This is a genomic window from Lederbergia panacisoli (assembly GCF_024626525.1).
GTDB classification, from domain to species: Bacteria; Bacillota; Bacilli; order Bacillales; family Bacillaceae_C; genus Lederbergia; species Lederbergia panacisoli.
Map to the genome: position 1 here is coordinate 21398 of NZ_JANJGU010000014.1, position 26112 is coordinate 47509.

22 protein-coding genes and 2 riboswitches are annotated in these 26112 nt (G+C 38.5%); all 22 genes read left to right on the forward strand.

Translation table 11 applies throughout. The annotated features are described in order from the left end of the window. The first annotated feature begins 6 nt into the window (after window positions 1-6). The 22 genes from NQ185_RS15840 (at window position 7) to NQ185_RS15940 (ending at window position 25936) form a co-directional block, all read left to right on the forward strand. Window positions 7-1179 carry an acetyl-CoA C-acetyltransferase gene (locus NQ185_RS15840; RefSeq protein ID WP_257582967.1) on the forward strand — a complete coding sequence of 391 codons (1173 nt, stop codon included), beginning with the start codon at window positions 7-9 and terminating at the stop codon, window positions 1177-1179. Window positions 1180-1199: 20 nt separating this feature from the next. Beyond that, complete coding sequence (locus NQ185_RS15845) at window positions 1200-2984, forward strand: acyl-CoA dehydrogenase FadE (RefSeq protein WP_257582968.1); 1785 nt, start codon at window positions 1200-1202, stop codon at window positions 2982-2984. Between the two features lie 102 nt (window positions 2985-3086). After that, window positions 3087-3446, forward strand: a complete 360-nt coding sequence (locus NQ185_RS15850; protein WP_257582970.1) for an arsenate reductase family protein — start codon at window positions 3087-3089, stop codon at window positions 3444-3446. Window positions 3447-3509: 63 nt separating this feature from the next. Then, a complete protein-coding gene (gcvH, locus tag NQ185_RS15855; protein WP_257582972.1) occupies window positions 3510-3893 on the forward strand; it encodes a glycine cleavage system protein GcvH in 384 nt (127 codons plus the stop codon). 92 nt (window positions 3894-3985) lie between these two features. Beyond that, the gene (locus tag NQ185_RS15860; RefSeq protein WP_257582974.1) at window positions 3986-4918 is read left to right on the forward strand and encodes a nuclease-related domain-containing protein; all 933 of its coding nucleotides are present in this window, start codon (window positions 3986-3988) and stop codon (window positions 4916-4918) included. A 624-nt stretch (window positions 4919-5542) separates the two neighbouring features. Next, window positions 5543-5851 (forward strand): thioredoxin family protein, encoded by a 309-nt coding sequence (locus NQ185_RS15865; protein ID WP_257582975.1) that lies wholly within the window; start codon window positions 5543-5545, stop codon window positions 5849-5851. Between the two features lie 125 nt (window positions 5852-5976). Continuing rightward, window positions 5977-6083, forward strand: a riboswitch (SAM riboswitch). 115 nt (window positions 6084-6198) lie between these two features. After that, on the forward strand, window positions 6199-7338 hold the full coding sequence (solA, locus tag NQ185_RS15870; protein WP_257582976.1) for an N-methyl-L-tryptophan oxidase: 1140 nt from the start codon (window positions 6199-6201) through the stop codon (window positions 7336-7338). A 21-nt stretch (window positions 7339-7359) separates the two neighbouring features. Next, the gene (locus NQ185_RS15875) at window positions 7360-8187 is read left to right on the forward strand and encodes a MetQ/NlpA family ABC transporter substrate-binding protein (RefSeq protein WP_257582977.1); all 828 of its coding nucleotides are present in this window, start codon (window positions 7360-7362) and stop codon (window positions 8185-8187) included. 115 nt (window positions 8188-8302) lie between these two features. Beyond that, window positions 8303-9331, forward strand: a complete 1029-nt coding sequence (locus NQ185_RS15880; protein WP_257582978.1) for a methionine ABC transporter ATP-binding protein — start codon at window positions 8303-8305, stop codon at window positions 9329-9331. Next, window positions 9321-9980, forward strand: a complete 660-nt coding sequence (locus NQ185_RS15885) for a methionine ABC transporter permease (protein ID WP_257582979.1) — start codon at window positions 9321-9323, stop codon at window positions 9978-9980. Before NQ185_RS15880 ends, NQ185_RS15885 begins: the two co-directional genes overlap by 11 nt. Window positions 9981-10260: 280 nt before the next feature. Then, a complete protein-coding gene (locus tag NQ185_RS20425; protein WP_506323686.1) occupies window positions 10261-10401 on the forward strand; it encodes a YuzK family famiily protein in 141 nt (46 codons plus the stop codon). 206 nt (window positions 10402-10607) lie between these two features. Continuing rightward, window positions 10608-11393 (forward strand): Fe-S cluster assembly ATPase SufC, encoded by a 786-nt coding sequence (sufC, locus tag NQ185_RS15890; RefSeq protein ID WP_257583061.1) that lies wholly within the window; start codon window positions 10608-10610, stop codon window positions 11391-11393. Window positions 11394-11410: 17 nt separating this feature from the next. Next, window positions 11411-12721, forward strand: a complete 1311-nt coding sequence (gene sufD, locus NQ185_RS15895) for a Fe-S cluster assembly protein SufD (RefSeq protein ID WP_257582980.1) — start codon at window positions 11411-11413, stop codon at window positions 12719-12721. Continuing rightward, on the forward strand, window positions 12721-13950 hold the full coding sequence (locus NQ185_RS15900; protein ID WP_257582981.1) for a cysteine desulfurase: 1230 nt from the start codon (window positions 12721-12723) through the stop codon (window positions 13948-13950). The genes sufD and NQ185_RS15900 overlap by 1 nt, the downstream gene beginning before the upstream one ends. Continuing rightward, a complete protein-coding gene (sufU, locus tag NQ185_RS15905) occupies window positions 13940-14374 on the forward strand; it encodes a Fe-S cluster assembly sulfur transfer protein SufU (protein ID WP_257582982.1) in 435 nt (144 codons plus the stop codon). Before NQ185_RS15900 ends, sufU begins: the two co-directional genes overlap by 11 nt. Before the next feature lie 254 nt (window positions 14375-14628). Then, entirely contained in the window at window positions 14629-16026 is a 1398-nt protein-coding gene (gene sufB / locus NQ185_RS15910; protein WP_257582983.1) for a Fe-S cluster assembly protein SufB, read from the forward strand. 365 nt (window positions 16027-16391) lie between these two features. After that, window positions 16392-20468, forward strand: a complete 4077-nt coding sequence (locus NQ185_RS15915; RefSeq protein WP_257582984.1) for a carbohydrate binding domain-containing protein — start codon at window positions 16392-16394, stop codon at window positions 20466-20468. Window positions 20469-20573: 105 nt separating this feature from the next. Next, on the forward strand, window positions 20574-21419 hold the full coding sequence (locus NQ185_RS15920; RefSeq protein WP_257582985.1) for a DUF72 domain-containing protein: 846 nt from the start codon (window positions 20574-20576) through the stop codon (window positions 21417-21419). A gap of 65 nt (window positions 21420-21484) precedes the next feature. Further along, window positions 21485-22846, forward strand: a complete 1362-nt coding sequence (locus NQ185_RS15925; protein ID WP_257582986.1) for a bifunctional metallophosphatase/5'-nucleotidase — start codon at window positions 21485-21487, stop codon at window positions 22844-22846. 50 nt (window positions 22847-22896) lie between these two features. After that, complete coding sequence (locus NQ185_RS15930; protein WP_257582987.1) at window positions 22897-23199, forward strand: YunC family protein; 303 nt, start codon at window positions 22897-22899, stop codon at window positions 23197-23199. A 78-nt stretch (window positions 23200-23277) separates the two neighbouring features. Further along, window positions 23278-24024 (forward strand): sporulation protein YunB, encoded by a 747-nt coding sequence (yunB, locus tag NQ185_RS15935; protein WP_257582988.1) that lies wholly within the window; start codon window positions 23278-23280, stop codon window positions 24022-24024. A 73-nt stretch (window positions 24025-24097) separates the two neighbouring features. Further along, window positions 24098-24280: riboswitch (Lysine riboswitch) on the forward strand. An 84-nt stretch (window positions 24281-24364) separates the two neighbouring features. Beyond that, complete coding sequence (locus NQ185_RS15940) at window positions 24365-25936, forward strand: Na+/H+ antiporter NhaC family protein (RefSeq protein WP_257582989.1); 1572 nt, start codon at window positions 24365-24367, stop codon at window positions 25934-25936. Window positions 25937-26112 lie beyond the last annotated feature (176 nt).

A 26112-nucleotide genomic window follows, 5' to 3' on the forward strand; every position in this document is an offset into this window, starting at 1 on the left:
GATACCATGCGAGAAGCAGTAATAGTAGCTGGAGCAAGGACACCTGTTGGCAGAGCAAAAAAAGGAACACTTGCCCATATGCGACCAGATGATTTAGGGGCGATTGCCGTTAAGGAAACATTGAAACGTGCGGGCAATTATGAAGGAAATATTGATGATTTAATCATTGGCTGTGCCATGCCCGAGGCGGAGCAAGGAATGAATATGGCGAGGTATATTGGAGTGCTTGCGGGACTTCCTAATACAGTGCCGGCGATTACGATCAATCGTTATTGCTCTTCCGGCTTGCAGTCGATTGCGTATGCAGCCGAAAGAATTATGCTAGGGAATGCGGATACGATTATTGCAGGTGGTGCTGAGTCTATGAGTCTTGTGCCGATGATGGGCCATGTCGTTAGGCCAAACGTCAAAATTGCTGAAAGTATGCCGGAATATTATATGGGAATGGGGCACACAGCAGAGGAAGTGGCACGAAGATTTCATATTTCACGTGAAGATCAAGATGCCTTTGCAGTCAGGAGTCATCAAAAAGCAGCAGCTGCTGTTTCGGAAGGGAGATTTGATGAAGAAATCGTCCCCGTAAATGTTGTATCTCGCTCTGTCGTAGATAACAAATTAGTGGAAAAAAACATTGAATTTGCGATGGATGAAGGTGTCCGTCCTAACACAAATATGGAAGTTCTATCAACACTTCGCCCAGCTTTTTCAGTAAGTGGTACGGTCACTGCAGGGAATGCTTCACAAACAAGTGATGGAGCTGCGGCGGTTATGGTTATGGATCGTGAAAAGGCAAGTTCGCTAGGGTTGACACCGATGGTTAAATTCAGATCGTTTGCGGTAGCGGGGGTTGCTCCTGAAATTATGGGAGTAGGGCCTGTCGAAGCTGTTCCGAAGGCATTGAAAATGGCGGGACTTGAACTTTCGGATATTGGCCTTTTTGAATTAAATGAAGCCTTTGCCTCTCAATCGATCCAAGTCATCAGACAGTTAGGATTAAATGAAGAGATTGTCAACGTAAATGGTGGAGCAATTGCACTTGGGCACCCACTAGGCTGTACAGGAACGAAATTAACACTCACACTTGCTCATGAAATGAAACGTAGAAATGTCCAATTTGGAGTAGTGACGATGTGTATCGGTGGAGGAATGGGAGCGGCTGGAGTATTTGAGTTGATTTAATTATACAGGGAGGGAAAATGATGGATAGTAAAACGGAAAAACTGATAAAAGGCGGCGCTTTTTTAATCGAAGATATCTCTGCTGACCAAATTTTCACACCAGAAGATTATACAGATGAACATAAAATGATTTACAAAACGAGTGAAGATTTCGTCGTAAACGAGGTTTTACCTTTAGTCGAAAAATTGGAAAATCAAGAATTTGAACATTCCGTTTCGCTGCTTAAACAAGCTGGAGAACTTGGGCTGCTCGGGGCTGATGTTCCCGAGGAATACGGAGGATTGGCACTTGATAAAGTGAGTTCTTCCCTTATTTCCGAGGCAATGTCTAGAGCCGGAGGATTCTCGATTTCTCATGGGGCACACGTTGGAATAGGCTCTCTTCCAATTGTTCTCTTTGGAAATGAGGCCCAAAAGGAAAAATATTTACCTGCACTTGCTACAGGTGAAAAGTTGGCGGCTTATGCGTTGACGGAGCCGGGATCGGGTTCGGATGCACTTGGAGCAAAAACGACCGCTAAATTAAATGAAGCTGGGACACATTATCTTTTAAATGGAGAAAAGCAGTGGATTACGAACTCCGCTTTTGCCGATGTATTTATCGTATATGCGAAAATCGATGGTGAACAGTTTTCCGCCTTTATTGTGGAGCGGGAATTCCCTGGAGTTTCGACTGGTGCTGAAGAAAAGAAAATGGGTATCAAAAGTTCATCGACACGAACATTGATTTTAGAAGATGCAGAGGTTCCTGTTGAAAACTTGCTTGGTGAAGCCGGAAAAGGGCATCGAATTGCATTCAATATTTTAAATATTGGTCGTTATAAACTTGGGGTCGGGGCAGTAGGTGGTTCAAAGCGAGCGTTTGAAATCACAATTCAATATGCAAATCAACGGAAACAATTTAAAACACCAATATCACAGTTTAATTTAACGAAAGAAAAATTCGGAACACTTGGTGCAGAACTGTATGCAGCGGAAAGTTCTGTCTATCGGACGGTAGGATTGTTTGAGGATCGCATGAGTCAATTGACGGAAGAACAAATTAAGAATGGTGCCGATGTAGCGAGCTCGATTGCGGAATATGCCATTGAATGTTCATTAAATAAGGTTTTTGCATCGGAAGTTCTTGACCATGTTGTGGATGAAGGGGTCCAAATTCATGGCGGCTATGGTTATATGCAAGAATATGAGATAGAAAGAGCATTTCGTGATTCACGCATTAATCGCATTTTTGAAGGGACGAATGAAATAAATCGATTGCTCGTACCTGGGACCTTTTTGCGAAAAGCTTTCAAGGGTGAGCTTCCATTACTGGAAAAAGCCCAAACCTTGCAGGAAGAATTGATGATGCTGATGCCGGAGGAACCTGGAGATGCTCCGCTTGAACAAGAAAAGTATTTAGTTAAAGGGACGAAAAAAGTGGCACTAATGATTGCGGGGCTTGCCGCTCAAAAATACGGTCAGGCGTTGGAGAAGGAGCAAGAAATTTTAGCAAAATTGGCTGATGTTGTTTCTTACGCATATGCGATGGAATCCACCGTTCTTCGGACTGAAAAGGCGATTGATAAAGTCGGACTTGAAACAAGTACACAAAAACTTCTTTATACTCAAATTTTCTGTCAAGACTCTATCGTAAAAGTTGAACAGCTTGCAAGGGAAAGCCTTGCCGCGATTGAAGAAGGTGACATGTTCAGGATGATGAACTCGGCTTTGAGAAAGTTGATTCGTCATACACCAATTAATGTCATCGCCAAAAAGCGGGAAGCCGCCGAAAAATTGATTGATGCTGAGCGTTTTGTTGTATAAATTGTGATATAAATGAAGGAGCATCGGAAAATATCGATGCTCTTTTACATTGTAATCATTTTTATGTTACAATCAATATAATGAATTGTTGGAGGGATGTAATTGGTTTTAAGCTTTTATTGTTATCCAAAATGCGGTACTTGCCGTAAAGCTAAAAAATGGTTGGAGGATCATCAAATTGAATATAATGAAATTCATATTGTTGAAAATACTCCAACAAGTGAGGAAATTGAGAAAATCTATAAAAACAGTCATTTCGAACTAAAGAAATTTTTCAATACAAGTGGAATGAAATATCGTGAGCTTGGCTTGAAAGATAAAATAGGAATCTTGACTGAAAATGAACTATTTGACATCCTTGCCAGTGATGGCATGCTTATAAAGCGTCCACTCGTTACGGATGGACATAAAGTAACTCTCGGTTTTAAAGAAGAAGAATTTGAAAAGACTTGGAATGATTGATTTCTTGATTTAGTCCAAGCATTTTTGTACATTAATAATAGATAAAATCATGGAGGGATCTAGATGAATACACCAAAAGAATTGCGCTATTCAGAAGAACATGAGTGGGTAAAAGAAGAAGATGGAAAAATCCGTATTGGCATCACTGATTTTGCTCAATCGGAGTTAGGAGATATCGTTTTTGTCGAGCTTCCAGAAGTTGGCGATGATGTAACAGCGGACGAGCCATTCGGAAGCGTAGAATCAGTAAAAACTGTTTCCGAACTTTACGCACCACTTAGCGGAAAAGTTGTTGCTGTGAACGAAGATCTTGACGACAGCCCAGAATTCGTAAACGAATCCCCATATGAAAAAGCTTGGATGATCGTAATCGAACCATCCGATTTAAGCGAAATGGACAATCTAATGTCCGCAGATGATTATCTAAAAATGACTAGTGAAGAATAAAAAGATACACCTACACCTTGGCCGTGATGCTGAGGTGTATTTTTATGTGCCTTGAATAAAGGGGTCAAGTTTCATACAATTGAGATAATTGTGTGCGAAAGGAAGTGGAAAGAAAAATTAAACAAAGAATTGAAAGCAGAGAGTTAAAAATGTATAGGAGCTTAAAAAGTAGGTCGGTGTTATCAACAGATGATGCAGCACATCTTGCTAGACTTGAAAAAGGGTACAAGGGGGAATTATTGTTTGACGAACGCCTTGGAAAAATATCAAATAATTGGCTCGTTCTAAATGACCTTCAATTAGAAAGCAACAACAATGACTTCCAAATCGATTCGCTTTTAATAGCTCATAGACCAGCAATATTATTTGAGATAAAAAATTATGGAGGTGACTATTATATTGAAGGTGATAAATGGTTTTACAGCAACGGTTCAGATATACAGAATCCAGTGTCCCAGCTGGAAAGAAGTGAAATTTTACTTCGGCGATTGCTTCGAGACATGGGGTACAATATCCCCGTTGAATCCTATCTCGTTTTCATCAACCCCGAATTCCACTTATACAACGCCCCAAGAAATCTACCTATAATATATCCAACCCAACTAAATCGATTTTTCGATAAGCTGAGTAAAATGCAAACAAATGTAAGTGAGAGTCATATGAAGTTGGCCCGAAAAATTATATCCCAGCATAAAAAAGATTTCCCTCTTAAAAATGTACCAAAATATAGCTACGCGAAGATTCGGAAAGGGGTAATGTGTGCTAGTTGTTGTTCTTTTAATGTCGTAAGTAATAGATCCTTCGTAGTATGCAAAGATTGTGGAAGTTTTGAAAAAACTGAGATAGCAATTTTACGGAGTGTAGATGAGTTTAGACTTCTTTTTCCAGAAAAGAAAATTACTACAAGTAGAATTTTTGAGTGGACTAACGGAATAAAGACTACGGAAACGATTCAAAAGATTCTATTGAAAGAATTTATTCAAATTGGGAGTACGAAATCATCATATTATGTAAAAAAAAGTTAATGTAAAAAATCTAATTATGTTTTTACTTAAATCTCCGCACAATAGAGGGACATCCCCATTAAATCTTAAATCTAGCTCCAATTCTTGATATAAAAATTAAAATTATTGATTTAGTAGATAATTTTGGGTTAATTCTCGAATAAAAGAAAAGAGCCCCTGCTTTACTCGATAATTCCGTGTTAATTCTCGAATAAAAGAAAAGAAATCCTGCTTTACTCGATAATTACGCGTTATTTCTCGAATAAAAGAAAAGAAATCCTTCTTTACTCGATAATTCCGTGTTAATTCTCGAATAAAAGAAAAGAAATCCTGCTTTATTCGATAATTCTGGGTTAATTCTCGAATAAAAGAAAAGAAATCCTGCTTTACTCGATAATTCCGTGTTAATTATTGAATAAAACAAAAAGACCCTACTTTACTCGATAATCCGGAAATAATTCTAGATGGAAAAATTTAAACTGCTGGAATAGTCGAGAAAGCAGCATCGAATCTCGGGGAGAAGAAATATTATAACAATTAAGTTAATCTAGTTGTTGAAATTAATTTAAACAATATTTAGTATTGAATGTAATAATCAATAGAGATATCCAAAAATGAATATCCTAAAAAAGGATGAATTTTTTCATGAAAGAATTAACAAAAAATGATATTGTACGAGCAAGCAGCCAGCCCAACACAACCATACTTTATTTCTACACCCCACTCTGCGGTACGTGTCAAGTGGCGGGCAAAATGCTTGAAATCGTAGAGCAAATATTTCCAGATATAGCTTTTGGCAAAACCGACTTAAATTATGTTCCTGAAATGGCTGAAATGTTTTCAATTGAAAGTGTTCCTTGTTTGTTAATCATAAAGGCTGGCGAGGTTCAAGAAAAAATTTATGCTTTTCATTCGGTGCCATATTTGCATGAACTTATTTCAAAATACAGCTAATATCCGAGACTATTAACAAAAAGTCTTCGACATATTTCCTAGGCAATTTTTCGTATTTCCCTGTTGACGCTTTAATAAGTCTATGATAATATGACTTTCATACCTTACAACTTCATATCTTTTAACTCTTATCAAGAGAGGTGGAGGGATGTGCCCTATGAAGCCCGGCAACCGTCACGTAAGTGAAATGGTGCCAATTCACACAAAGCTTAATTGCTTTGAAAGATGAGGGGAAGGATTTTAAAATTTATTTATGCCTTTCTGCTCATTTTTGCAGAAAGGTATTTTTATTTTAAAAAGAAGCCTTCTCCGAACGAAAAAACACTATACAGCGAGGTGAGAAAATCATGACAGAGGATTTTAAATGGGATGTTGCGGTAGTTGGCTTAGGCTCTATGGGGAGCTTTGCTTTTTGGCAACTTGCACGAATGGGAGTCAATGTCGTTGGCTTTGACCGCTTTAGACCTGGTCATGACAAAGGGGCTGGACACGGAGAAACAAGAATTTTCCGTACGGCCTATGGTGAAGGTGTTGAATATGTTCCTTTACTCAAGGAAGCACGAAAGCTTTGGAGAGAATTGGAAGGAGAAACAGGCGTTCAGTTGTACACTGAAAATGGTGGTACGATGTTTGGATTAAAAGATGATCCTTTCATCAAAACCGTAGAGGAAAGTGTGAATACATTCAATCTCCCGCACAAAAAATATACGGGAGCAGAGGCTAAAAAAGTATATCCGCAAATTAATTTCCAAGAAAATCAAGTAGCAATCTACGAGGAATTTGCAGGATTCATAAAACCTGAGTTATCCATTGAAACAGCTGTAAAACGTGGAGAAGAATTAGGTGGAACAGTCTTTACTGACTGCCCAGTTAGAAATATTGAAGCGGATGAAGATGGGGTATCAATCATATGTGAGGATAAACAATTTAGGGTTAAAAAGGTGATTGTTTCTTCAGGCGGTTGGACTTCCCACCTTTTTCCAGGACTAAAATTGCCGCTTTCACTTGAACGGCAAGTACTAGTTTGGTATGATGCAAAAAATCCTGAACAGTTTACACCAGAAAAGTTTCCGATTTTCTCGAGAATGAAGGATGGAATTGGATTTTACGGCTTCCCAACTGTTGATGGAAAAACGGTCAAGGTTGCACTTCATCATGGAGGAGAAAATTTTAATCATCCGGATGAAGTAGATCGGGAAATTCATGAGTCCGATTTAGAGCCAGTTACAGAAAAAGTGAAAGAGTATTTCCCAGATCTTATTCCTGTGCCTGTAAAGGCAAAAACATGCTTTTATACAAATACACCGGACGAACACTTTATCCTCGGACTCGCACCCGGGTTGCCAAACGTAACCCTTCTTGGTCCAATGGCGGGACATGGATTTAAATTCGCTCCAATCATGGGGAAGATTGCGGCTAAATTAGCAACTGATAAAAAGCTGAATTTAGAAATCAGTATGTTTGATCCAAATCGATTCAATAAATAAAAACGAATGAGGGATATTATAATGAAGAAATTATTTGCTGTGATTTTATTAGGATTAATTTTAGTATTATCTGCTTGTGGCTCTAAAGGTAAATCTGATGTGATTAAAGTAGGTACAACTACATCAGAGGTACCGACTTGGAATCTTGTAAAAGAACTTGCTGAAAAAGAAGGCATTAAAATTGAAATTGTAAAATTTGATGACTATGTTCAGCCAAATCTAGCAGTGGATAGCGGCGAAATTGATATAAATGCATTCCAAACAGTTGTCTATTTTGATAGTTTTAAGGAAGATCGTAAACTTGATTTGGCTGCGGTTGGAACAACGAACATTTGGCCAATGGGTTTATATTCCAAAAAAGTCAAAGATATAAGTGAATTAAAAGATGGGGATCAAATCGTGATCCCGAAAGACCCTACAAACTTAGGAAGAGCTCTATTATTACTAGAAAAAGCTGGGTTAGTTACGTTAAAAGATGGTTTTGATGGTACTGGCGGAGTAGAAAATATTGTGGAAAACCCTAAAAATCTAAAAATTACTCCGGTTGATGCTGGACAAACAGCTCGTGGACTTGATGATGCAGCTGCGTCTATCATTAACTCCGACATGGCAATCAATGCAGGTTTGAATCCAACAAAAGAATCGATCTTCAGAGAAGATTCAAGCAATAAAGCTTATATCAATATTATTGCCGCTCAAACAAAACGCAAAGATGACGAAACGTTAAAGAAAATCGTAGACATTTACCATACAGATGAAGTGAAGAGCTTTATTGAAAAAGAATTTAATGGTGCTGCAGTTCCTGTTAGAGAGCCGATTTCATTCTTGGATGATTACAAACAAAATTAATTAATTTACCATTAGCCTGTTTTCTATAAAACAGGCTAATGGTTTATATATTTTAAGATATATTGTAAAATCGTAATGCTTGCTGTAAATATTTAATGAAGTAAGGAGAAAGCATATGCTTGTATTAGAAGATGTCCATAAAGTGTATGGGAAACAAAAAGAAAAACAAGTCGTGGCCTTACAAGGGATTAATCTCTCAGTTAATAAAGGGGAAATATTTGGGGTCGTAGGTTTTAGTGGAGCCGGTAAAAGTACCTTGATTAGATGCGTCAATTTATTGGAGCGGCCTACGTCCGGAAAAGTACTAATCAACGATGTCGATTTACTTTCACTTTCGCCAAAGGAATTGCGGGAACAAAGAAAGAAAATTGGCATGATTTTTCAAAACTATAACTTATTGCATTCAAAAACTATTTTTCAAAATGTGGCAATGCCGCTTATTTTAGATGGGAAACCTAAGGATTTCATTAAAAATAAAGTGACCCAATTACTTTCCTTTGTTGGGTTGGAAGACCGAATCAATCATTATCCGGAACAGTTATCCGGAGGTCAGAAGCAAAGGGTTGGGATTGCACGGGCACTTGCAACAGATCCAGATATCCTTTTATGTGATGAAGCGACATCTGCGCTTGACCCAAGTACAACAGAATCAATTTTGGATTTGCTGCGAAAGGTTAGAGAAGAATATGGTCTTACGATTTTGATGATTACGCATGAAATGAATGTCATTCGGGATGTTTGCGATAAAGTAGCTGTAATTGAAGGCGGAAAAATTGTTGAACAAGGATCGGTTATTGATGTGTTCACCGAGCCTGAAACAGAAATTGCAAGAAGCTTTGTTAGGACCGTATTAAATGATGCAACACCAGACTCCATTAAAGAATTGATAAAAGCCAATTCCGGAAAAACATATCGGATTATCTTCAAAGGGATCTCTACAAGTGCCCCATTATTATCTGACACGGCTAAAAAGTTCTCAGTTGATTTGAATGTATTTCATGGCATGTTGACAGAACTGCAAGGAACTCCGTTCGGTAATTTGTTGGTGAATATCCAGGGGGATTCAGAAGAAATAGAACGGGCAGTTCATTATATGAAGGATCAAGCTGCCATTGTAAGGGAGGTTACTCGAGATGCACTTTGAGCCTTGGTTTTGGCCTGAGTTTTTTAGTTCTATAAATGAAACACTTTATATGGTCATTGTGGGTCTAATCATTTCTATCATAATCGGAATACCGATTGGTGTGATTTTAGTTGTTACACGAGAAGGCGCCATTTTGGAAAATAATATACTCTATAATGTTCTTAACGTTGTGATAAATATATTTAGATCCATTCCTTTCATTATTCTTATTGTAGCTATTATTCCATTTACCCGATTTATCGTTGGGACATCTATCGGTACAACGGCAGCTATTGTCCCACTCGTTTTGTATACCGCCTTTTATATCGGAAGACTAATCGAAAACTCCTTATTGGAAGTGGATCAAGGAACAATTGAGTTGGCACAAGCCATGGGAGCTACTCCTTGGCAAACGATATGGCGTTTTTTACTTCCGGAAGCTTTGGCCTCCATTGTTTTGGCACTAACGGTTGCAACAATTGGTTTAATAGGGGCATCCGCAATGGCTGGAGCAGTCGGTGCCGGTGGAATTGGAGATTTAGCAATTACGTACGGTTATAATCAATTTAAAACTGAGATCATGGTCATTACGGTAATAACGCTTATCGTAATGGTCCAATTAGTTCAATCTTTTGGGAACTGGTTAGCGAAAAAAATAAGAAGAAATTAATTCATTCCGGGCATTTGCTCGGGATTTTTTTGTAGGGCTTTTTCACCAAAAGAAAATTTAGGTGGTAATGCTTACATCGTCTCCAAACTCGCTCACTGTCTATATTTGTTCACTTTTTTTATCGAATTTTTTATTTTCATGAAAGTTATTTTCCTTTATAATGGGGAATGTGAAAAAAGGCAGTGAAGTCAATTTTGGACACCTAGGTCCCAACAAATGAAAGGATTGGTTCTTTATTAATACCTTAGATTTACAGTACACAAATGGGATGGAAAAAGCGATGTACGGTGCACATGGAGTGGGATACGAAACATACAAGCGGCAACATCAAGTTAGGGTGATAATTGAGAAAAAACGTGAAAAAGAGTACGTTCTTTCTCAAAGATTAAAATCGGAATTGGAACGAAAAATACATTCTTGATTCTTAAGTGATTTTGTTAAAATGAGATAAATCAAGGGCGGACGTAATTAGCGTCGGCCCTTTAAAATTGGGAAATTATCATGGAAGCGATCTAATATTTCCTCCTAGTTGATAATAATTTTAATATGATATAAGATAAGAATTGAGAATAAATTGAGAATGAACTCATCAAAATAAGAAAATCACTTTCTTTACACGGAGGTATGATCATGGCTTCAACATTAACGATTAAGGATCTTCACGTAGCAATTGAAGATAAGGAAATATTAAAAGGTGTGAACCTTGAAATAAAAGGTGGAGAAATCCACGCAATCATGGGTCCAAATGGTACTGGTAAATCAACATTATCCTCTGCCATCATGGGTCACCCAAAATACGAAGTGACAAGTGGTTCCATTACACTTGATGAGGAAGATGTTTTAGAAATGGAAGTAGATGAGCGTGCTCGTGCGGGCTTGTTCCTTGCAATGCAATATCCGAGTGAAATTAACGGTGTGACAAATTCCGACTTCCTTCGTACATCAATCAATGCACGTCGCGAGGAAGGACAAGAAATTACATTAATGAAATTTATCCGCGAGTTGGATAAAACAATGGAATTGCTTGAGATGGATCTTGATATGGCACAGCGCTATTTGAACGAAGGGTTCTCTGGTGGAGAGAAAAAACGTAATGAAATTTTACAATTGATGATGCTAAAACCAAAAATTGCAATTTTGGATGAGGTTGACTCAGGTTTAGATATAGATGCTTTAAAAATTGTTTCTAAAGGCATTAATGAAATGCGTTCAAGTGATTTTGGCTGCTTAATCATTACTCACTATCAACGCCTTCTTAACTATATTACTCCTGACTACGTCCACGTGATGATGCAAGGCCGTATTGTAAAATCTGGTGGTCCAGAGCTTGCTCAACGCTTGGAATCAGAAGGTTATGACTGGATCAAAGCTGAACTTGGAATTGAAGACGAAACAGTTGGTCAGGAAGCATAAGTGTTAGGAGGATCATAATGACAATCGATACGAAAATGAATATAGATCTGGGTTATATCCGTTCTTTTTCGTCTGAAAAAGGCGAACCTGAATGGCTTACTGAGTTACGACTCAAGGCTTTCACTTTATCTGATGAAATAGCTTTGCCGAAACCAGATAAAACAAGGATAAATAATTGGAATTTTACAGAGTTCACTAAACATCAAGCTGAAGGAAGAAAAATCCAATCTCTAGATGAGCTGCCTGAAGCAGCAAAATCGGTCGTTCATGTAGATAACACGAATCAAAATCTTTATATTCAACATAATCAAACGGCTGCTTATCTTTCTCTTTCTGATGAATTAAAAGAACAAGGTGTTATTTTTACTGATATTTTTACAGCAGCAAAAGAACATCCCGACCTTGTTCAAAAGTATTTCATGAAAGATGCAGTAAAAGTGGATGAACATAAGCTGACTGCTTTTCATGCGGCTATGTTAAATGGCGGTGCGTTCCTCTATATTCCGAAGAACGTTGAAGTAAAAGACCCAGTACAAGCTGTATTTATTTTTGATGATAAGGAAGCTGCAATGTTTAACCATGTTCTTGTTGTAGCTGACGATAATAGTTCTGTCACATATGTGGAAAACTACATTTCAACGAATGAAGAAGTAAGTGGTATTGCTAATATCGTTGCGGAAGTCATTGCTAACAATAATGCTAAAATCGTCTTTGGTGCAGTAGACACTTTAGCGAAAGGTTCGACTATTTATGTAAATCGTCGCGGTGTAACGGGCAGAGATGCTACAGTTGATTGGGCTCTTGGCATGATGAATGACGGCAATACAATTTTTGAAAATATTACGAACTTAATTGGCGACGGTTCAAGCAGCGACGCTAAAACAGTTGTTGTCGGTAGAGGAAAACAAACGCAGAACTTTACGACAAGCATTGTCCACTTTGGGAAAAACTCAACGGGGCATATTTTGAAGCACGGAGTTATGAAAGATTCTGCCTCTTCTATCTTTAATGGAATTGGTAAAATTGAAAAAGGGGCTTCAGGAGCAAATGCTGAACAAGAATCCCGTGTGTTGATGCTAAGTGAAAAAGCCCGTGGAGATGCAAACCCAATTTTACTCATCGATGAGGATGATGTAGTAGCTGGGCACGCAGCATCGGTAGGGCGAGTTGATGAGCTTCAGCTTTACTACTTAATGAGCCGTGGAATAACACGTGCCGAAGCGGAAGTATTGATTATTCACGGATTCTTGGCACCAGTTGTTGAGAATCTTCCGATTGATGCTGTAAAACAACAGCTTACTGACATTATCGAAAGGAAATTAAGATAATGAATAGTTCAGAGGTTCGCAAACTTTTTCCAATTCTTGACCAGGAAGTAAACGGGCATCCACTCGTATATCTGGACAGCGCTGCGACCTCACAAAAGCCTGCCCGGGTAATTGAAGTATTAGATGAATACTATCGTGAATATAATTCTAACGTTCACCGCGGCGTTCATACGCTCGGAACGAGAGCAACCGACAGGTATGAAGCGGCCCGCGCGAAGGTTAGAAAATTCATCAATGCTTCTTCAACAGAAGAAATCATTTTTACTAGAGGCACAACGACTGCACTTAATACTGTTGCTGTAAGTTTCGGAATGGAAAATCTCAAAGAAGATGATGAGATTGTCATTTCTTATATGGAACATCATAGCAATATCATCCCTTGGCAGCAGCTAGCGAAACGCACTGGCGCCAAGCTTAAATATATTCCACTTCAAGAAGATGGTTCAATCTGTCTTGAAGATGCCCGTAATACGATTACGTCTAAAACGAAGATCGTTTCCATTATGTATGTCTCAAATGTTCTCGGAGTCATTAACCCTATTAAAGAACTCGCTGCTATCGCTCATGAAAATGGTGCAATTATGGTAGTAGATGGTGCTCAAGCTGCACCACATATGAAAATAGATGTAAGAGATTTAAATTGTGATTTTTTCGCTTTTTCCGGACATAAAATGTGTGGCCCTACAGGGATTGGCGTTTTATATGGAAAGAGAGAGCATCTTGAAAAGATGGAACCAATTGAGTTTGGTGGGGAAATGATTGATTTTGTGGGCTTGCAAGAATCGACTTGGAAAGAACTTCCGTGGAAATTTGAAGCAGGCACCCCCATAATTGCAGGTGCAATCGGACTTGGGGCAGCAATTGACTTTTTAGAGAAAATTGGCCCGGAACATATCTTGGACCACGAACATCATTTAGCAGCTTATGCTCTTGAAAAGATGTCAGCAATAGAAGGACTCACAATATATGGACCTAAAGAGGCTGAAAAACGTGTGGGCGTAATTACATTTAATCTAGAAGATGTCCATCCGCATGATGTGGCGACTGTTTTAGACTCTGAAGGGATTGCGATTCGAGCAGGCCACCACTGTGCCCAGCCTCTCATGAAATGGTTGAACGTATCTTCAACGGCGAGAGCGAGCTTTTATTTATACAACACGGAACAAGACATTGATAGGCTTGTGGATGGGCTTGTCAAAACAAAGGAGTATTTCACGAATGTCTTTTAATAACCTAGATGCACTCTACCGTCAAGTGATTATGGATCATTACAAAAACCCTCGCAATAAAGGCATCCTGCAGGATGGGAACCTGACTGTCGATATGAATAACCCGACATGTGGAGACCGGATCCGCCTTACAATGAAGGTAGAGGACGGAAAGGTAACAGATGCAAAGTTTGAAGGTGAAGGATGCTCCATTTCAATGGCATCCGCGTCGATGATGACCCAAACAATTATTGGGCAAAATGTCGATAGAGCTGCTAAACTTTCGCATATTTTTTCCGACATGATACAGGGAAAAGACTACGATGATGATGACCTAGACTTAGGTGATATAGAAGCGTTGCAGGGAGTTTCAAAATTTCCTGCACGCATCAAATGTGCAACCCTTGCATGGAAGGCAATGGAAAAAGGGTTGCAAGAACAGTAACTAAATTCAGCAGAATTCCCTACTTTGAGATAAAGAAAAAATCTTTACTTTCGGTAATTGTTTAAAACTGGGCTGAATTAAGTTACAGCCTCCGGCGGATGCCTCAGATTTTTAAAGGAATTATAGGAACACAAGCTAAGAGCGCGACGTCCTGTCGCAACGCTTGTGTGACCAACATCTTGTTGGCCAAAGCTCGATAAAAATCTGGGCGCAATTCCGCCAAGGCGTCATTGATTAGAATGGAGGAATGAATAATGGCTAAAAAAGCACCAGAAATCGGTGATTATAAATATGGCTTCCGAGATAAAGATGTCTCCATTTTCCGTTCTGAGCGGGGATTAACGAGAGAAATCGTAGAGGAAATCTCAAAAATGAAGGAAGAACCACAATGGATGCTCGATTTCCGTTTAAAATCTCTTGAGCATTTTTATAAAATGCCAATGCCACAATGGGGTGGAGATTTAAACTCATTGAACTTTGACGAAATTACGTATTACGTAAAACCGTCTGAGCAAACAGAACGTACATGGGATGAAGTTCCTGAAGAAATCAAGCAAACATTTGACAAATTAGGTATCCCTGAGGCGGAACAAAAATATCTTGCAGGGGTATCTGCTCAATACGAATCTGAGGTAGTGTATCATAACATGAAGCAAGACCTTGAAGATATGGGGATTGTTTTTAAAGATACGGATTCTGCATTAAAGGAAAATGAAGATATTTTCCGTGAGCATTGGGCAACCGTCATTCCTCCAACAGATAATAAGTTTGCAGCATTGAACTCTGCAGTTTGGTCAGGTGGATCATTTATTTACGTACCTCCTGGCATCAAAGTAGATACGCCGCTTCAAGCATATTTCCGAATCAATTCAGAAAATATGGGACAGTTCGAGCGTACACTTATTATCGTTGATGAGGGAGCTTCTGTTCATTATGTTGAAGGATGTACAGCTCCAGTTTATACAACAAACTCCCTTCATAGTGCAGTTGTTGAAATCATCATCAAAAAAGATGCGTATTGCCGCTATACAACGATCCAAAACTGGGCGAACAACGTATACAACCTCGTTACAAAGCGTGCAGTTTGTGAAGCGAACGCTACAATGGAATGGATCGATGGAAATATCGGATCAAAATTAACGATGAAGTATCCTGCTGTATTATTGAAAGGTGAAGGCGCACGTGGTATGACACTTTCCATTGCACTTGCAGGAAAAGGCCAACACCAAGATGCAGGGGCAAAAATGATGCATCTAGCACCTAATACATCTTCAAGTATTGTGTCAAAATCAATTTCTCAACATGGTGGAAAAGTAACGTACCGCGGAATCGTTCATTTTGGACGTAAAGCGGACGGTGCTAAATCTACTATTGAGTGTGATACAATTATTCTTGATAATAAATCAACTTCAGATACTATTCCATACAATGAGATCCTAAACGACAATATCTCATTAGAGCATGAGGCGAGAGTATCGAAAGTGTCCGAAGAGCAGCTCTTCTATTTAATGAGCCGTGGAATCGGTGAACAAGAAGCGACAGAAATGATCGTCATGGGCTTCATCGAACCATTCACAAAAGAACTTCCAATGGAATATGCGGTTGAGATGAACCGACTCATTAAGTTCGAAATGGAAGGCAGCATCGGATAATCAAAACGAAAATAGACCTCCCTTAAACTTACCATGTTTAAGAGTGGTCTTTTTTTAATTCCCCTTTGTTGAATGAGGAAATTGTTATATGAACCCCTTTAGATTCATGCAAGAAACTCCCTTCCGCATACAAATAATACCAAAGAATATAAGCTTTAATAATTTATAAAAGTAGTTCAATTCCTTTAAATTTCTCAAAAACAAAAAACATATGCCATTAGACCTATTTTCAGAGGGTTGGGAGGATTCTAACATTTATGCACTGAATAATAAAAGTAGGAAATAAATGTTTATTATATGAGAAATAAGGAGGAGGGACGAACACAACTAGCGGCATTTTTACTATTTTTTAGGGGGCTTGGCAAATGTCAAAAAAGTGGTGGAGTTTGTCGATGGTATTTCTATTGTTTTTTTCGAACTTTTTTAGTCTTAATGTAAAAGCCAATGAAACAAATGAAGAACCTCCAAGTGAAGATTCTGATTGGTCATTAGTTTGGGAGGACAATTTCGATGGTAATGAATTGGATACTACTAAATGGTCAATCGATACTGGCAATGGATTTGAAAATCCCGACGGTTCTTGGAATCCTGGTTGGGGAAACAATGAACTTCAATATTACGATGAGAATAATGTGAAAATAGAAAATGGAAAATTAATTTTGGAAGGTCGGAAAGAATCTATTTCGGATAATCATGGTACGTATCAATATACTTCAGGTAAAATCCTTTCCCGAGGCAAGTTTAGTAAAAAGTACGGAAAAATTGAAGCGAAAATGAAATTGCCGAAAGGAAAAGGGTTTTGGCCTGCATTTTGGATGATGCCTGAGGACGATGTGTATGGTGGCTGGGCAGCATCGGGTGAAATCGATATTATGGAAGGAAAGGGGAGTATACCGAATAAAGTTGGCGGTGCAATCCATTATGGTGGTGGCTGGCCAAATAACACGTATACTGCGAAGGACTATGAATTTTCATCCGGGGATATTACTGATTTCAACGTATACAGTCTAGAATGGGAGCCAGGAGAACTACGTTGGTATGTAAATGGAGAGCTTTATCAAAAGCTTAATAATTGGAATTCAACTGGTACAGGGAATGCGGCGAAATATTCATATCCAGCTCCATTTGATCAAGAGTTTTTTATCATTCTTAATCTAGCCATCGGCGGCCACTTTGATGGTAATCCTGATGGAAGCACTGAATTTCCTGGTCAAGTCGAGGTCGATTATGTAAGAGTTTACGAACTGACAGGTAGAGATTATTTACAGCCTGTTGAACCTGGATTTGATGTGGAGGAATTGCCGGATAATGCAAAGAAAGCCATTGATGGAAACTATATATACGACAACGCTTTTGAAAAGGGCTTTACAACGATTACGAATAGCTCCGAATTAGATAATAAATGGGACTACATGAATTGGAATTTAGTTTATATGAATGATTTTGCTGGAAATGCATCTGCGAGTGTTGAAAACCTTGATGGAACACCTTTCGCAAAAGTGAATATCAATCAGCCAGGAAGCCAATCGTACTCTGTTCAGCTTATTCAAAATGTTACATTGGGAAAGGGCCGATGGTATAAGTTAAGCTTTGATGCTAAATCGAATGCAAACCGTAATGTTAATCTAAAATTTGGAGGCGGCCCGGAAAGAGGGTACACAGCATATGCGCCTACACCTGACTTTGCCTTAACGAACGATGTTCAATCATATGAAATGAAATTCCAAATGCAGCATGATACGGATGCAGCGGCGAGGCTTGAGTTTAATATGGGACTCAATGCAAATACTGTTTGGATTGGAAATGCCGTTCTTGAAGAAATTGATCCTGTAGATCCGTACAATGAAGATGCCCCAAAAAAACCGTTAAGCAATGGTAACCATATATACAACGGAACGTTTGACCAAGGTAGATTGGATCGGATGACGTATTGGAATCTTCATACTGACGGGGCTGTTGCAAAAGCTTCTGTCGATCCCGATAAAAGGGAGTTAAAGGTAGAAATCACGGATGGCGGCAGCAGTAATCAAGCAATTAAGGTAGTGCAGAAAGGTCTTAATTTGCTAAGTAATGATGAGTATGAATTGACTTTTAATGCAAGAGCAGAATCTCTGAAAGATATACAGGTTGCATTATTAAATGAAGATGGAACTGTCAATTTTTCCGGAAGTCAAAGAATATCGTTAACGACTGCAATGGAAGAGAAAACGCTTCGTTTTACAATGCCGGATGTGACCGATGTTAAAGGGCAGCTCGTCTTTTTGCTTGGTGGAAATAACAGCCATGTTTATCTGGATGATGTAAAACTAATTCGCTTAACGAACAAGAATGATCAATTAACACTAAATGATATTTTTCCTTTGAAAAATGGTGATTTTTCAAAGGAGTTAGAGCATTGGACGAAGCATATACAAGGGGATTTTGATGGTCACGGTTCATCAGGTACTCTTCAAGTAGAAGATGGCCAAGCAAAATTCACCATTCGAAATGTTGGCTACAACCCCTGGGATCTCATGTTAATCCAAGAAGGGATGAATCTAAAAAAGGGCAATACGTATGTCGTTCAATTCGATGCGAAATCGACAGTTGACAGAACGATGGAAATAGTTGTTGAAAACGCATCCTATACTAGATTTTTTAACGAAAAAATTCAGTTGAACAATACGATGGAAACATTTCAATTTGAGTTCAAAATGAATACGGATGAAGCGGTTGGCCTAAAATATTTGCTTGGAAATATTGCTGGAGCCTCAGCCATAAACGAAGCTCATAATGTATTCATCGACAATGTTCGTTTTGAAATAAAAGGGGAAAGAGAAAAGCATTTCCCACTTAAAAATGGTGACTTTTCAAATGATTTGTCTAGTTGGAATCGACATGTGCAAGGAGATTATGACGGAAATTCCAAAGCAACGATGGAAGCAGTAAACGGTGAAGCGAAGGTTTCCGTTCAAAACGTCGGTACGAATCCGTGGGACGTGCAATTGCATCAGTCGGGACTTGCCTTAATGGAAGGGAAAACGTATGTCGTTTCCTTCGATGCGAGATCTACAATTGATAGATTGCTAGAGGTAGTCATAGATAATGGAGATCCCGCATACTATCGTTATTTTGAGGAAACGGTCCAACTGACGGATTCAGCAAAAACTTATTCTTTTGAATTTAAAATGACAAGCGATGACATGACTAAATTCCAATTTTTAGTTGGTAATGTAGGCGGTCAGCAGTTAACGATTCCACATGATGTATTTATTGATAATGTGAGATTAGAGGTTAAAGGTGCGAGGGAAGCACTTGAAGACGGAGCAGATGATAATGAGCCGACAGATCCAACAGATCCTCCAGAAGAGAAAAAGTGGAAGGAAATTGGGGAGAATCTAGTCATTGATGGAACATTTGACACTACGAAAGAATTTGGAACAGCGCCAGATCAATTAGTTGATGGCTGGAATATTTTTAACATGGGTAATCATGTTGATTTTGCAGGTTTAGCAGATTTTTCAGTTGAAAATGGTCAGCTTCACGCCAATGTAAAACAAGTAGGCTGGAATTGGTATGATATTCAACTATTGCAGAATCTAAACGTCCCAAGTGGAACATATAAAATTCAATTTGATATGAGTTCCGAGCAAGAACGCCCAGTTTATGTTGAGCTTGCGGGATCAGGGGTAAAAACGTTCAATGTGACGAATGTAATGAAAACATATGAAGTGATTGTTGATGCACATTCAGATGGGGTAAAACAATTTATGTTAGGATTAGGAAGGAATTCAGGGGATGTCGAACCATCTGTTCCTTATACAATCGTCATCGATAATGTAAAGCTCGTAAAGGTAGAAGAAGTAACAGATGATGAGCCGACAGATCCAACTGATCCACCTGAGCAAAAGAAGGATCAAGTTGATGCAGATTTCCGAATGAATGGGAATAATGCGGTAATCTCAGACGCTGATTTCGAAAGTCTTTTAGATGAAATGAAAAACGAAGGAACTGTTGTTATCAATTTGGCAAACAATAAAGACAATACGTTCGTTCGTCTTAGTGAAAGACAGGCTGAGCTGTTAAAAGAAAAATCAGCAAAGGTTCAAGTTAATTTGAATGATGATGTTATTTTATCCATCCCATCACAAATATTTAAAAACGAAAAAGGAAAAGTTGAAATAAGTATAAAGAAAGAAAAAGCTGTTAATGGGGCTGTTAGTTCAGTCTATAATTTGGAAATGAAGCAAGGCGGCCATACGATTACCGATTTTGATAAGCTAAACGTCACGATATCCTTCAAGGTGGAGAAGGGAAGCGACAATCTTAGCGTTTACTTTAAGGCAAAGAATGATTGGGTAAAACTTGGAGGCACATATAACAAAGGACTGGTGACCGTCGAAACAGATCACTTTAGTTCATTTGCAGTATTTGTAAACGCTCCTACCAATAAAAAGAAATAAGGAATAAGAAAAGGCGGCCTGAGATTAGCCGCCTTTTTCTTATCCCTTCATTTATATTAAAAAATTTGATACATTTTTAATATCAGCTTTAAAGAGGGTGAGCGTATGATTTATATTGGAGTAACAGGATGGGGAGACCACGATTCGCTGTATAGTCAAGGAATAACTGCACGCGATAAGTTGAAGGAATATGCTGCCCATTTTCCAACTGTCGAGGTGGATACTTCCTTTTACGCGATTCAGCCGGAAAAAAATAGTGCAAAATGGGTTCATGATACGCCTGATAACTTTCGCTTTGTCGTGAAAGCTTATCAAGGTATGACGGGGCATCAAAGGGGCGAAATTCCATTTGCCACGAAAGATGAAATGTTTGAGGCTTTCCTTTTATCGATAAAAGCTTTTACCGAGAGTGGAAAATTAGCCATGGTGTTATTCCAATTTCCACCTTGGTTTGATTGCACAAAAGAAAATGTTGCATACTTAAGATATTGCCGTGAAAAAATGCAGGAAGTTCCCGTTGCATTGGAATTCCGTAATCAAACGTGGTTTTATCCTCAGTATAAAGCAAGCACGCTTCGGTTCATGGAAGAAGAAAGATGGATTCATAGTATCTGTGACGAACCTCAAGTGGGTTTAGGTTCTGTGCCTACTATTTTGCATTCGACAAATAAGGAAAAAACATTAGTGCGTATGCACGGCCGCAATGTGGCGGCTTGGATGAAGCCGAATGGGAATAATTGGAGAGAAGTTCGTTATTTATATCGCTATAATAAGGAAGAACTGCTAGAATGGAAAAAATGGATTCTTCAATTACAAAAAGAAACGAAAGATATATATGTTCTTTTTAATAATAACTCTGGCGGGGACGCGGCAGATAATGCTAAACAATTTATCGAAATGCTCGGGATTGAGTATACAGGCTTAGCCCCAAAGCAGCTTGGTTTATTTTAATTTAGATAGTACCTTTAATTGGGAAATTATAAAGTATTTTAAGGCAATCGTTAGGAAGTGTACTCTTGAAAGAAAAAATTCATATCTATCATACAAATGATCTTCATAGCCATTTTGAAAATTGGCCTAAAATACAATCTTTTCTAGCAGAAAGGAAAGCGTTCCATGAAGCAGCAGGAGAAGATGTTTTTATTTTCGACTGTGGTGATTTTATGGATCGCTGGCACCCATTTACAGAAGGTTCAATGGGGAAAGGGAATACACAAGTATTAAATGAAGGCTATTATAATGCTGTAACTATTGGGAACAATGAAGGAATTACTCTCCCATTTCAAGATTTGGACGGCCTATATGAAGAGGCGAATTTTGAAGTGATTGTGGCGAATTTATATCTTCCTGAATATAAAAGACCAAAGTGGGTCCAGCCTTATGTCATTTATAAAACAAAGCAAGGTCATAAAATTGGCGTTACGGCGGTCACTACCTATTATCAAAAATTATATCAATTACTTGGCTGGGAGCTTTCGGAACCTTTTACGGAACTTGAAATGCAAATAAATAGAATGAAAGATAAAACTGATATGATAATTGTTCTTTCGCATTTAGGAATTCATGATGACGAAAAAATGACAGAGTTATTTCCCCAAGTTGATTTAATATTAGGCGCACATACGCATCACTTTTTCCATGAAGGAAATAAGGTGAATCATACGATGATGGCGGCGGCAGGGAAATATGGCCGATTTGTCGGATATATAGAAGTCGAGCTAATGGAAAAGCCTTTAATGATCCAGCCGAGGCTATTTGAAACAGATTTACTACCATCCGTTAAAAATGAGGAGATCTTTGTACGTGAACTGGAAAGCGTCGGAAAAAGGCAATTAGATAGTAGAGTCGCTTACTTACATAATACTTTAGAATTTTCATGGGAAAGGCCTTCATCATTAGCAAATCTATTATGCGAGGCGATACATGAATGGTGCAAACCCGATTGTACTTTGATTAATTCAGGCTTAGTGCTGACGCAACTTCAAAAAGGATATGTGACAAAATATGATATCCATCAAATGCTGCCGCATCCGATAAATCCTTGTAATGTTGAACTTACAGGGGCTCAATTAAAAGAGGTGCTTCTTCATTCCGAAGATGATGGGTGGTCTGATCTTGAAGTAATCGGTTTAGGATTTAGAGGATCCGTAATGGGGGCGTTCGTTCATTATGGAGTAGAAATAGACAAGGAAGAGCAACAAGTGTTTATTAAGGGAAATCCAATCGATCCCGAAAAAACGTATACACTTGGAACGACTGATATGTTTACCTTTGGAAGATTTTTTCCGGAGATACGGCGTTCTGAAGTTAAGAACTATTTTATGCCGGAATTTCTTCGTGATATTATGGAATGGAAATTAGGGCGAATGAATGATTGACCAATTTTCTCCCTCCTTCATACATATGAGTATTGGGAGGAGTGAAGAATATGGTTTCTGTGGAGCCTTTAATAATAGAAGGACATACGTTTATTGCTACTTCTGTATTACTGCCAAAGACTACATTACTGACAATTTCAAATGATAAAGGCTATATTATGTGTGGAGCACTAGATGTAGCCTTATTAAATAACCGCCTAGTTGACCGGCATATTATTGCTGGAAGAGCTGTAGGCGTTAAGACGATTGAACAGTTAATGAATGCGCCTCTTGAATCCGTTACGGTCGAGGCTGAGAGATTAGGGATTCATGTAGGTATGATCGGTGCGGAGGCATTATTGAAAATGGTATAACAAAATCCGGGACAAATTTTTAAAACTTGCCCTAACTTTCCCCTCTTACGCATACATTTGCATTAAGGGGGGATTTTTTTGGCTGTATTTCGTGCGCGAAAGATACGGCGTGGCCCTTTGCCGTTCCGCTATGTCATGCTTTTATCATTCGTATTTTTTCTATTTTCAACTGCATTAGGGCTATGGATTATAAATAGTGGGATAAAACCTACATTAATCAACTATGCTGAATCGCAAACAAGTAAAATTGCGCCAGCGGTCATTAATAAAGCAGTTCAGGAAGTCATACCTAATGTTAAAAATCTTAACGAGGTAATGGAAACCCAGCCGAATGGTGGAGTAGTATTTAAAACGGATATTATTAACCAAACGCAAGCAGAATTATCTAGGGCAATCCAATTTAATTTAAAACAAGCGGAAAAAGGAAATCTTGAGGAATTGGAGGCGGAAACCGGTATTCGAATTGATTATCATAAATCAAGTGAAGGCGAGGGAATTGTTTATTCATTTCCAATAGGCCAAGCTACTAAGAACGCCTTGCTTGGGAACTTAGGACCGAGAATTCCCATTAGGTTTACCGTAGTAGGCAGTGTAAATTCCAATGTTGTACCCAAGGTGGAGCAATATCCAATAAATAATTTATTTGTATCTGTTATCATACCTCTTGAAGTAACTGTCCAAATCATCATCCCTTTTGGATCAAAAAAAACAGTTGTCAAACAAGAAGTGCCGCTTGCAATGGGAGTACTTCCTCTGGATGTACCAAATTTTTATAATGGAAATGGAAAAACAAATCCATCCATTCAAATCCCTACAAATCCTTAGTCATATTGCGAGAAGATAGAAAAAATGTTATATTAATATAGGTATTTTTAACTTAATAAACCTTATCAAAATCGGATGAGGTAGAGGCGCAAAAGGAATGAGTAGACTGTGTTAGGATGACAACGATGATCACAGTGCGAAAGGTTCTTTTGCCGAAGCGGGGATTTTTTGTCAAAGGGTTTTCGCTGGTGTTGCTTTGAAGAAGGGTAACACTCTCATATAGTGCTGTGTACTATTATGGGGAGCTACAGATCACGATGGAGAAACTGACATTACAAATAAGAGTAATGATAGGTCTCTATCATTACTCTTTTTATATTTTTGGAGGGAAAGAGGAAGTATGGAGAATTCAATTTTATCCTTGCTGCCGCCAATATTGGCGATAGTGATGGTTATCATTACAAAAAGGGTATTACTTTCGTTAGGAACTGGTATTGTTGTTTCGGCTTTGTTATTGTCGAAAGGGAATGTCCTTGAAGGCACCGCCATTTTATGGAGTGCTGTAAAAGGAATCTTTATTGAAGATGGTGCTTTGAATACTTGGAATTTATATATTTTATTCTTTTTATTTTTGTTAGGCATCATTACAGCCCTCATAAATATTTGCGGGGGGAGCCGAGCTTTTGGGGAATGGGCAATGAAAAAAGTAAAAAATCGTGCCGGCGCTCAAATTCTTGCTGCTGTGTTTGGCGTTATCATTTTTATTGACGATTATTTTAATGCACTTGCGGTTGGACAAGTTGCCCGTCCGATTACGGATCGTCATCGAGTATCAAGGGCAAAGCTTGCGTACATTATCGATTCGACTTCTGCCCCTGTTTGTGTTGTGTCGCCCATTTCCAGTTGGGGAGCGTTTATCATTGGAATCATTGGCACTGTTTTAACTACACATCAAATAACAGATATATCAGCCTTTACTGCTTTCATAAAAATAATTCCTATGAACTTGTATGTGTGGACAACGCTTGCTATGGTATTTATCATTGCTTGGCGAAACATTGATTTTGGCAGAATGAAAGTTCATGAAGAACGGACAATTGCTACGGGAATTCCTTACGATCCTAATAAAACGGTACAAGGTGAAATAAAGGAAGACTTGCCGATTAGTGAAAAAGGAAAAGTCGGCGATTTATTATGGCCGATTATTGCGTTATTTGCAGGGACTTTAGGTGCCATTATTTGGAGCGGATTAGGTGCCACAGAAGGTAAAGCGACAGCAATGGATATATTCGGAAATGCCGATGTGTCAGAGGCACTTGTCATAGGTGGCTTAATTGGATTATTTGTAACGATTGGGTTATTTTTCCGTCAATCCTTAATATATCGCTCAGTTAAAAGCGGCCTGCTCTTTACTGGATTTAGAGTTGGGATTAAATCAATGATGCCAGCGGTGTTAATATTATTATTTGCTTGGGCTATTATTACGCTTATTGATGAATTAGGAACAGGCTTATATCTTGGCAGCTTAGTAGAGAAATCACAATTGAATCCAGCCTTATTACCAGTCATATTATTCATCGGGGCTGCTGCGATGGCCTTTGCAACGGGTACATCATGGGGGTCCTTTGGAATCCTGCTGCCGATTGCTGGTCAAATAGTTTCCGTAACGGATTTGTCACTGTTATTACCTTCTTTGGCAGCAGTGCTTGCAGGAGCGGTTATGGGTGACCACTGCTCACCGATTTCCGATACGACGATTCTTTCATCGACCGGAGCGGCCTGTAATCATATGGACCACGTCATGACCCAATTGCCATATGCAATAGTATCCGGCTTGATCACTGCAGTTGGGTATTTGGTGATAGGAATTTCAGAAAGTATGATTTTGGGTTTGCTTACGATTATGATTTTACTCGTTATTTTGTTTGCTTTTTTGAGAAAAAATAAATATGTTTCGACAAAAACAGGATGAGTTCATCCTGTTTTTTATATTAATATAATAATTTTTCATCTTTTTTTATAAGAGTAAAATTTGACAAAAGCTGATATATCCTAAATATTTTCTGTTTTGACAAGTTAGGCTTATCTCGCTATAATGTTTTTAGATTAATCAATAATCTGAAAAAATAAAATCTTCTAAATGGAGAG

Bases quoted from the DNA above. Each gene is read 5' to 3' on its own strand.
- sufD (WP_257582980.1), top strand. From the start codon at position 11,411: ATGACAATCGATACGAAAATGAATATAGATCTGGGTTATATCCGTTCT.
- NQ185_RS15930 (WP_257582987.1), top strand. From the start codon at position 22,897: ATGGTTTCTGTGGAGCCTTTAATAATAGAAGGACATACGTTTATTGCT.
- sufB (WP_257582983.1), top strand. From the start codon at position 14,629: ATGGCTAAAAAAGCACCAGAAATCGGTGATTATAAATATGGCTTCCGA.
- NQ185_RS20425 (WP_506323686.1), top strand. From the start codon at position 10,261: ATGTACGGTGCACATGGAGTGGGATACGAAACATACAAGCGGCAACAT.
- NQ185_RS15840 (WP_257582967.1), top strand. From the start codon at position 7: ATGCGAGAAGCAGTAATAGTAGCTGGAGCAAGGACACCTGTTGGCAGA.
- NQ185_RS15915 (WP_257582984.1), top strand. From the start codon at position 16,392: ATGTCAAAAAAGTGGTGGAGTTTGTCGATGGTATTTCTATTGTTTTTT.
- gcvH (WP_257582972.1), top strand. From the start codon at position 3,510: ATGAATACACCAAAAGAATTGCGCTATTCAGAAGAACATGAGTGGGTA.
- NQ185_RS15900 (WP_257582981.1), top strand. From the start codon at position 12,721: ATGAATAGTTCAGAGGTTCGCAAACTTTTTCCAATTCTTGACCAGGAA.
- solA (WP_257582976.1), top strand. From the start codon at position 6,199: ATGACAGAGGATTTTAAATGGGATGTTGCGGTAGTTGGCTTAGGCTCT.
- sufU (WP_257582982.1), top strand. From the start codon at position 13,940: ATGTCTTTTAATAACCTAGATGCACTCTACCGTCAAGTGATTATGGAT.
- NQ185_RS15940 (WP_257582989.1), top strand. From the start codon at position 24,365: ATGGAGAATTCAATTTTATCCTTGCTGCCGCCAATATTGGCGATAGTG.
- NQ185_RS15920 (WP_257582985.1), top strand. From the start codon at position 20,574: ATGATTTATATTGGAGTAACAGGATGGGGAGACCACGATTCGCTGTAT.
- NQ185_RS15875 (WP_257582977.1), top strand. From the start codon at position 7,360: ATGAAGAAATTATTTGCTGTGATTTTATTAGGATTAATTTTAGTATTA.
- NQ185_RS15880 (WP_257582978.1), top strand. From the start codon at position 8,303: ATGCTTGTATTAGAAGATGTCCATAAAGTGTATGGGAAACAAAAAGAA.
- NQ185_RS15865 (WP_257582975.1), top strand. From the start codon at position 5,543: ATGAAAGAATTAACAAAAAATGATATTGTACGAGCAAGCAGCCAGCCC.
- NQ185_RS15845 (WP_257582968.1), top strand. From the start codon at position 1,200: ATGGATAGTAAAACGGAAAAACTGATAAAAGGCGGCGCTTTTTTAATC.
- NQ185_RS15885 (WP_257582979.1), top strand. From the start codon at position 9,321: ATGCACTTTGAGCCTTGGTTTTGGCCTGAGTTTTTTAGTTCTATAAAT.